The organism is Candidatus Igneacidithiobacillus taiwanensis, assembly GCF_031962545.1.
Taxonomy (GTDB): Bacteria; Pseudomonadota; Gammaproteobacteria; order Acidithiobacillales; family Acidithiobacillaceae; genus Igneacidithiobacillus; species Igneacidithiobacillus taiwanensis.
The window spans coordinates 1-7155 of the sequence record NZ_JAVRKK010000113.1 but is presented as its reverse complement, the minus strand read 5'-3'; the positions used below and the strand labels follow the sequence as shown (position 1 = coordinate 7155).

The 7155-nt window shown below is 60.6% G+C and carries 8 protein-coding genes, 1 tRNA gene and 1 pseudogene; 6 read left to right on the top strand and 4 right to left on the bottom strand.

Annotated features, from left to right (window positions below; translation table 11 throughout):
* The 6 genes from RTI30_RS11370 to RTI30_RS11345 all read left to right on the top strand — a co-directional run.
* Positions 1 to 199, top strand: a 199-nt coding sequence (locus RTI30_RS11370) for a hypothetical protein (protein WP_312274866.1), incomplete at its 5' end; no start/stop codon positions are given.
* Complete coding sequence (locus RTI30_RS11365; protein ID WP_312263313.1) at positions 189 to 1157, top strand: polyprenyl synthetase family protein; 969 nt, start codon at positions 189 to 191, stop codon at positions 1155 to 1157. The genes RTI30_RS11370 and RTI30_RS11365, both read left to right, overlap by 11 nt.
* A gap of 5 nt (positions 1158 to 1162) precedes the next feature.
* Positions 1163 to 1239: transfer RNA gene (locus RTI30_RS11360), tRNA-Pro, on the top strand.
* 226 nt (positions 1240 to 1465) lie between these two features.
* Entirely contained in the window at positions 1466 to 3217 is a 1752-nt protein-coding gene (locus RTI30_RS11355) for a penicillin-binding protein 2 (protein WP_312263314.1), read from the top strand.
* Position 3218: 1 nt separating this feature from the next.
* The gene (locus RTI30_RS11350) at positions 3219 to 3530 is read left to right on the top strand and encodes a hypothetical protein (RefSeq protein WP_312263315.1); all 312 of its coding nucleotides are present in this window, start codon (positions 3219 to 3221) and stop codon (positions 3528 to 3530) included.
* A complete protein-coding gene (locus tag RTI30_RS11345) occupies positions 3512 to 3784 on the top strand; it encodes a hypothetical protein (RefSeq protein WP_312263316.1) in 273 nt (90 codons plus the stop codon). Before RTI30_RS11350 ends, RTI30_RS11345 begins: the two co-directional genes overlap by 19 nt.
* Here the strand turns inward: RTI30_RS11345 and RTI30_RS11340 are convergent.
* From RTI30_RS11340 to RTI30_RS11325, 4 genes and pseudogenes are all read right to left on the bottom strand, one after another.
* Positions 3776 to 5611 (bottom strand): ATP-binding cassette domain-containing protein, encoded by a 1836-nt coding sequence (locus RTI30_RS11340; RefSeq protein ID WP_312263317.1) that lies wholly within the window; start codon positions 5609 to 5611, stop codon positions 3776 to 3778. The two genes, RTI30_RS11345 and RTI30_RS11340, sit on opposite strands and share 9 nt — an antisense overlap.
* Positions 5612 to 5683: 72 nt before the next feature.
* The gene (locus tag RTI30_RS11335; protein WP_312263318.1) at positions 5684 to 6037 is read right to left on the bottom strand and encodes a DUF4870 domain-containing protein; all 354 of its coding nucleotides are present in this window, start codon (positions 6035 to 6037) and stop codon (positions 5684 to 5686) included.
* 68 nt (positions 6038 to 6105) lie between these two features.
* A pseudogene (locus RTI30_RS11330) lies at positions 6106 to 6327 on the bottom strand (pirin-like C-terminal cupin domain-containing protein); the annotation flags it as partial.
* 15 nt (positions 6328 to 6342) lie between these two features.
* Positions 6343 to 6951: a pirin family protein gene (locus tag RTI30_RS11325; protein ID WP_312263319.1), complete on the bottom strand. Its 609-nt coding sequence runs from the start codon at positions 6949 to 6951 to the stop codon at positions 6343 to 6345.
* Positions 6952 to 7155: the final 204 nt, after the last annotated feature.

The following is a 7155-nucleotide window of genomic DNA, read 5'->3' as shown; positions in this document are numbered from 1 at the left end:
ACAACGCCGAACGGCCACACCATCGACTCGGACAGAAACCACCGCTATCCTTCCTCCTCCAACATCTACCACAGTGCCAAAGGTGGTGGACGCATACATTTCCTTGACAAGCACGCGCTCCGCTATCGACAATCGCGAGACTTTTGCGCGCACCATAGGGGTGAGCGGCGGCGAGGAGAAAGACCAGGATGAATTTTGATGGCGTCAAAGAACTCGTCCATGCCGACATGCTAGCCGTCAACCGCGTTATCCAGGAACAATTACAATCGGGCGTGCCCACCATTCCGGCCATGGGCGCTTACCTCGTCAATGCGGGCGGCAAGCGGCTTCGCCCCATTCTCCTTTTGCTCGCCGCCCGCATGGGGGGTGACCGCAGTGCTCGTCCGATCCCCTTGGCGGCGGTCGTCGAATTCATCCACACCGCCACCTTGCTCCACGATGATGTTGTCGACGGTTCCGAGCTGCGCCGTAACAACGCTACCGCCAATCAGCTCTGGGGCAATGCTGCAGCAATCCTGGTTGGGGATTTTCTTTACGCCCGCTCCTTTGAAATGATGGTCCAGGATGGCGATATGCGGGTCATGGCGACGATGGCCGAGGCTACCAGCGTCATTGCGCAGGGCGAAGTCGCGCAGCTGGAAAATGCCAACGATGCCGACCTCGATCCCGAGCGCTATTTTGCCGTGATTGCGGCTAAAACCGCCAAGCTTTTTGAGGCAGCGACGCGACTGGCGGCCATTATCAATGGGATGGATGCGGCCCAGGAACAAGCTCTAGCGGACTACGGTAGGCTTCTGGGTACGGCCTTCCAACTCATGGACGATGCCCTCGATTATGAAGCAGAGGCCGAAAGCATGGGCAAAAACCGTGGCGATGACTTGGCCGACGGCAAGGCGACCTTGCCCTTCATCCATGCCATGCGCAATAGCAGTGCCGCTGATCAGGCCATTTTGCGGGCCGCCCTGGCCGACGAGACGCGGCAGCATCTGCCGCAGGTGCTCGAGATCATTGCCAAGACCGACGCCATTGCATACACTCTGCGCTCTGCCGAGAAGTTTGCGGAGGAGGCGGCCATGTGTTTGCAGGGCTTTGCTGCAAGCGCGGAAAAAGAAGCCCTCCTGTTCTTGGCGGATTTTGCGGTCCATCGCGACCACTAGCACTTCGGGGCGTGGCTCAGCCTGGTAGAGCGCCGCCTTCGGGAGGCGGATGTCGGAGGTTCGAATCCTCTCGCCCCGACCAACAACAGCGCCCGCTTGCGGGCGTTTTTACTAACAAGGGAGGCCGCAGATCGGATGTGGAAGTTGCTCGTCCTGATCGCCATTGCGGGTTATGCCATTTGGCGCTGGCGCCGCTCGCTGCGGGCCCATCGTCAGCACCCAGCGTCAGTGCAGACCCTTCAACACTGTTCTCGCTGTCAGCGCTATGTTGCGGATAGTTGCGCCGACCCCCTTTGCCCCCAGCGTCCATGACCACCGAGCCAGCAACGCGTTCGCGTACCTTACCTGGGTGGCGTGCCGGCTTACTCATCCTGCTCATTCTTGTGGGTATGCTCTTGGTCTTGGGGCGAGACACCGAATTGCAGTTTCTGCAACGGCACATTCTGCGCGGGCAGGGGCAGATGCGCTATGTGCAGGAACGGCCGTTGCCCGCGCAGCGCGGCATCATCTACGCCGCCAATGGGCAGCCCCTGGCAGTCAATGTGCCGGCGGTCACGATCTGGGCCGACCCACGCATCTTTCGCCAGCAGCAAAAAGACTGGCCGGCAGTGGCGCAGGCTTTGCAGATCCCGGAAACAACCCTGCAAGAGCGCCTGCAGCATGGAGGAGAGCAGTTTGCGTACATCCTGCGCCAAGTACACCCGCAACTAGGCACCGCTTTGGCGAAGCTGCATGTGCCCGGCATTTATGTCGAGCCGACCAGCCGTAGCTATTATCCTTTGGGGGCGGTGACTACCCCTTTGCTCGGTTTGGTGCATCTCGATCACCAGGGGGCGGCGGGGCTGGAGCGCGGTTTCAATGACTGGTTGCAGGGCAAGCCGGGCTGGGAAAAGGTGTTGGTAGACGGCCGCGGCGAGATTTTGCGGGTGCTGCAGACGCAGCCAGCGCAAAACGGTCATGATCTGCACCTGACCATTGATCCGCAGATCCAATACTGGGCCTACATGACCCTGCAGGCGGCGCAGCGCCATTTTGGGGCCACTAACGGTTCGGCGGTGGTGATGAATGTGCACACGGGGCAGATTCTGGCCATGGTCAGTGTCCCCTCTTGCAACCCCAATCGCCAGAATGGCTGCAGCAATCCGGAGGACTACGTCAATAATGCCGTGCACCAAGCCTTTGAGCCTGGTTCGGTGATGAAACCCTTCGTGATTGCGGCGGCGCTCGCTACAGGTACCATCCAGCCGGACGAGAGCTTCAATGTGTCGCACTGTCTGCCGGTGGGCGGCTTCTGCATCCGCGACGATGTCGTCCACCAGGAGCTCAATGTTGCCCACATCCTCAAGTATTCGAGCGACATCGGCGCCGCTACCATTGCCCTGCGCACCGCCCCCGACGCCATCTACGATATGTATCGCCGTGCTGGCTTCGGCCGCGAGCCCGACCTCGGCTTTGCTGGAGGAACGGCGGGCGTGCTGCCGCCACCAAATACCTGGGACAAGGCGCGCCATGCCACCATTGCCCTAGGCTACGGTGTTTCGGTGACCACCCTGCAGCTTGCCGAAGGATACGCTGCCATTGCCAATGGCGGACTGCACTTGCAGCCCACCCTGATTGCCGGGCAAACGGCGCGCAGCGACAGGATTATGTCACCTGCCATTGCTGGGCATCTGCAGCATTGGCTGGAAGGGGTATGCAGCGCCAATGGCACCGGCATCCTCGCCGCCTTGCCGGGTTATGCGGTGGCGGGAAAGACCGGCACTGCCAATCTCGCCAATGGCAAGGGCGGCTTCGAAAAAAAGAAGACCAATGCGACCTTTGTTGGTTTTGCGCCGGGCTTTGCACCGGATCTGGTGATGGCCGTATCCTTGCGCGGAAGTACTCGCTATTGGAATTTTGGTGGGGTGGAGTCGGCGCCGGTGTTTCGGGTGACCATGCAGCATGCCCTGCAGGAACTTGGCATTGCTCCGCGTTGGTGCGGTGGACATCCTTGTGCGAGCGCCGCAACCAACATTACCGAGGCGCAAGCGGAAATCTGGGCAGAGGGAGGGGGTAAGTGAAATGGATCGGGTAGATCGTTTGGTGGCGGCGGTACTTGCCGCCGGCGTCGCTCTCATTCTGCTGGCGATTCTCTTGCTGGCGCTGTCTACCCGCGTGCCGCTTTCGCACCTCATGGTTGATGCGCAGGGTGCGCAATTGCTGCGTCGGGCTGGTGTCTCGGTGCAACCGGCTCCCGACTGGCCCAGTGCGTATCGCGTTGCCGCCCGGGCTACGGACGCCGCTTTCACGCCCACGGCAACCCTCTACTTTGCCTCCGGCAAGCAAGTTGCTTTGCCCCGTCGAGACGTTCTCCTATGGGTGTATCGCGGCTGATTCTGCGCGGAGTCGCGGCGGTCGCGGGAGTGCTGCTGGCGGTGCTCCTCGGTCTCCTGCTCGATGTGTTGCTGCTCGTACCAGGTCTGCTCCTCGCCTACACCCTGACGGGTACGGCTTGGCATTGGGCGGGCATGGTGCCGAGCCCGGTGCAGCTTCCGGGTGCCTGGATGGCGATGGCGCTGGGTTTGCTCGCGAGCCTTGTCCCCGCGGCTGTAGATTACGGCCTGCTGCGCTGGCTGCGTTTACCCTGAGCTGCTCGCCGCGCGAATTTCTGCTTCCTTGGCTTCCAATTCTTCCCACCGTTCGTAGGCGGCCTGCAGCTCTGCCGCTATGCGACGGGCTTCCTCCTGCAGCGCCAGTGCTTGTGCCGCGTCGCGATAGTTCTCGGGCCGGCCAAGGGCCTCGGCAACCTCGTTTTGTCGTGCTTCCAGCGCTTCGATTTTTCCGGGCAGGGCCTCGAGCTCGGCACGCTCCTTGAAGCTGAGAGACTTTGGGCGCCTAGTGGCCCGTCCTGCTGCCGCTGTGCTCGTTTCTGCCACACTGGGCGCACTTTTTTGCTGCGCTTGCCACGCCAGAAAATCCTGATGCCCACCGGCACTATTCAGCCACTTGCCGTCGCCCAGACTGATGATGCTTTGGGTGACTACATGATCGAGGAATTCGCGGTCATGAGAAACCAGCAAGACAGTGCCCGGGAAGGCCAGGAGGCGATCTTCCAGGACTTCCAGACTCTCTAGGTCGAGGTCGTTGGTCGGTTCATCGAGGACCAGGATATTGGCCGGTTTGGCAAAGAGACGCGCCAATAGCAAACGCGCCCGCTCCCCCCCGGACAAGCCCTTGACCAGCCCGCGCGCTCGCTCCGGGGCAAAAAGGAAATCCTGTAAATAGCCGAGGATATGGCGACGCTCGCCCTCGACTTCGATGAAATCATTCCCGTCGGCAACCACATCGGCAACACGCATTTCTGGGTCGAGTTGCTCCCGTAACTGGTCGAAATAGGCGATGGATTGCCGGGTGCCGCGGCGTACCTTGCCGGTATCGGGCTCTATTTCGCCCAACATCAGGCGCAAGAGCGTGGTTTTGCCCGCCCCGTTGGGGCCGATGATGCCAACTCGATCGCCGCGCTCGATGCGGGTCGAAAAGCCGCGCAGAATATCCTGCTCGCCCAGGCGAAGGGAAACATTTTCTAGGTCGACGATCAGCGTGCCGGAACGTTCCGCCTGCTGGATGGTAATCTGCGCTTCGCCAACGCGTCCGCGTCGCTGTTTGCGTTCCTCGCGCAGTTGCTCCAGGCGCCGCAAGCGCCCCTGGTTGCGCTTGGCGCGGGCCTTGACGCCCTGGCGCAGCCAAGCCTCTTCGCTGGCCAGTTGTTGGTTCAGACGATCGAGATCCGCCGCCTCGGCATTGAGTAGTTCCTCTTTACGCCGCTGGTAGGCCGAAAAACTGCCAGGAAAGCTGCGCAACTGACCGCGGTCGAGCTCGACGATGCGGGTGCAGAGGGATTCGAGAAAGCGCCGGTCGTGGGTAACGAAAAAAAGCGTGCCGCGGTAGCGTAGCAGGGTCTTTTCGAGGGCCTCGATACCAGCCAGGTCCATGTGGTTGGTAGGCTCATCAAGAAACAGTAATTCCGCACCATGAATCAGGGTACTGGCGATTGCCACGCGCTTCTTTTGCCCGCCAGACAGGGCGCCGATGGGACGATCGAGGGGCAGCTGCAGTTGACTGCACAACGCTTCGGCACGAGCTGGCAGACTCCAGCGCTCGGCGGCATCTTCGGCTAGGGCATCGGGGCTCGCGCTATCTTGCGGGCTGGCGAGTAGGTAGTCGAGCACCAAGGCGTCATCCGGCAACTCGGGTTCTTGAGGCAAAAAGGCGCGACGTAGGGCCGGGTCGATCCACAAGCTACCATCGTCGAGGCGATATTGGCCGGCTAAGGCGCTGAGGAGGGTCGATTTCCCCTCACCGTTACGGCCAATGAGGCCAATCCGCTCGCCGCTTTCGGCACGCAGATCGGCATGATCCAACAATATCCTGCCGCCCCATTCGATGAGGCCGGCGCGTAACTCCAATACGGGCAAAACCTTGCCCTCCCTGCTTGGCGAAGATGCTGGGAGCTTAGGGGAGGGCGATGGGCGCTGACAAGGGCCGTTTCAGTTGACCAGACGAATGCTCAAGGGAAAACGATAGGTTTCACCACGACTATTCTTGACCGCCGCGAGGATGCAAAAAATCAAATTGACGAGGTAAATGAGCGGAAAAATGAACAGGCCAACAAGGAGAAAACTGAGAATACTGGCGGCAATGTAGGCAATGAGCACAGTGAGCTGAAAGTTGAGGGCTTCGCGCAACTGCTCGAGGAGCCAGGGGCTCGACTGGTCTTTTTTGACGAGATACACGATCAGTGCGGGTAGAAAGCCAAACAGGGCTCCGCCAACGTTGACGAGGGTGGCAATGTTGCGTTCTTCGTTCGAGGATTCGGGTACAACACTGGTGGAATCAGACATGGCACGCTCCTTTGGGTTGGTTTTCTGGCAAAGTATAGGGGGCGCCATAACGGCTGTCTACGCACGTGTTAGGCGAGACGCCCGGCGCGATAGTCCGCCAAAGTGGCCTCGATTTCCGCGCGGGTATTCATGACGAAGGGGCCATGCTGAACGATGGGTTGCCGCAGGGGGCGACCGCTCACCAAAAGGACTCGGCTGGGGCTTTTGGCTTCGATCGCCACGCCGTCACCATCTTGTCTCAGCACAGCAAGCTGGCCGGTGGGTAGCGCGCGATCAGCAATGGCAACACTGCCTTCATAGGGAACCTAGAAGGCGTGGTGTTCTCTGGGCAAGTCTTGCCAGAATGCTGCGCCGGCAGGGAGAGAGAGGTCGAGAATCAGGGGTTCGGTTTGCTGGCGCTGGACGGCACCCGCAACCCCATGACTGTGGCCGGCAATCACGATCCAGCTTGCACCCTGCGCATCCCCGCCGCGCGGCAGCTCGGCGGCAGAAAAATCCCGATACCAAGGAGCACAAAGTTTGTCGGCAGCCGGTAGGTTCAGCCAAAGCTGAAAGCCGGCCATCCGCCCTTCTTGCTGCTGCGGGATTTCGGAATGAATGATGCCCCTGCCAGCGGTCATCCATTGCACGCCGCCGGCCTCGAGAAACCCTTCGTGTCCGGCGCTGTCGCGGTGGCGCATGCAGCCGGCGAGCATGTAGGTGATGGTCTCGAAGCCGCGGTGCGGGTGGTCGGGAAAACCGGCGATGTAGTCGTCGGGGTGATCGCTACCAAAGGCATCAAGCATCAGAAAGGGATCCAGACGTTGCTGCAGTTCGCGTTCAAAAAGGCGGGTGAGGCGAACTCCGGCGCCGTCGCTGGTGACCCGGCCAGGGACCAAGGCCTCCACCGTGCGAGAAGTATGGGTCTCAGACATGCGCGGCTCCTTGACGTGGTGTGGGTACAGCTCGATGCTAGAGCTTTTGGAAGTTTTGTAAAGTAGGTACAGATTAGTAACTAAAGAAACGCCAGCGCGCTTGGTACTGCATAAGTTCACAAACCTTTGGCACTTCTTTGGCGAGGGAGGAGTGCCATGCAGGTTCAACATGTCGGGTACCGGATCCGGGGGTTTTACCGGGTA

Coding starts and splice junctions, on each gene's coding strand:
- RTI30_RS11365 (WP_312263313.1), top strand. CDS start 189: ATGAATTTTGATGGCGTCAAAGAACTCGTCCATGCCGACATGCTAGCC.
- RTI30_RS11350 (WP_312263315.1), top strand. CDS start 3,219: ATGGATCGGGTAGATCGTTTGGTGGCGGCGGTACTTGCCGCCGGCGTC.
- RTI30_RS11345 (WP_312263316.1), top strand. CDS start 3,512: ATGGGTGTATCGCGGCTGATTCTGCGCGGAGTCGCGGCGGTCGCGGGA.
- RTI30_RS11355 (WP_312263314.1), top strand. CDS start 1,466: ATGACCACCGAGCCAGCAACGCGTTCGCGTACCTTACCTGGGTGGCGT.
- RTI30_RS11335 (WP_312263318.1), bottom strand. CDS start 6,037: ATGTCTGATTCCACCAGTGTTGTACCCGAATCCTCGAACGAAGAACGC.
- RTI30_RS11325 (WP_312263319.1), bottom strand. CDS start 6,951: ATGTCTGAGACCCATACTTCTCGCACGGTGGAGGCCTTGGTCCCTGGC.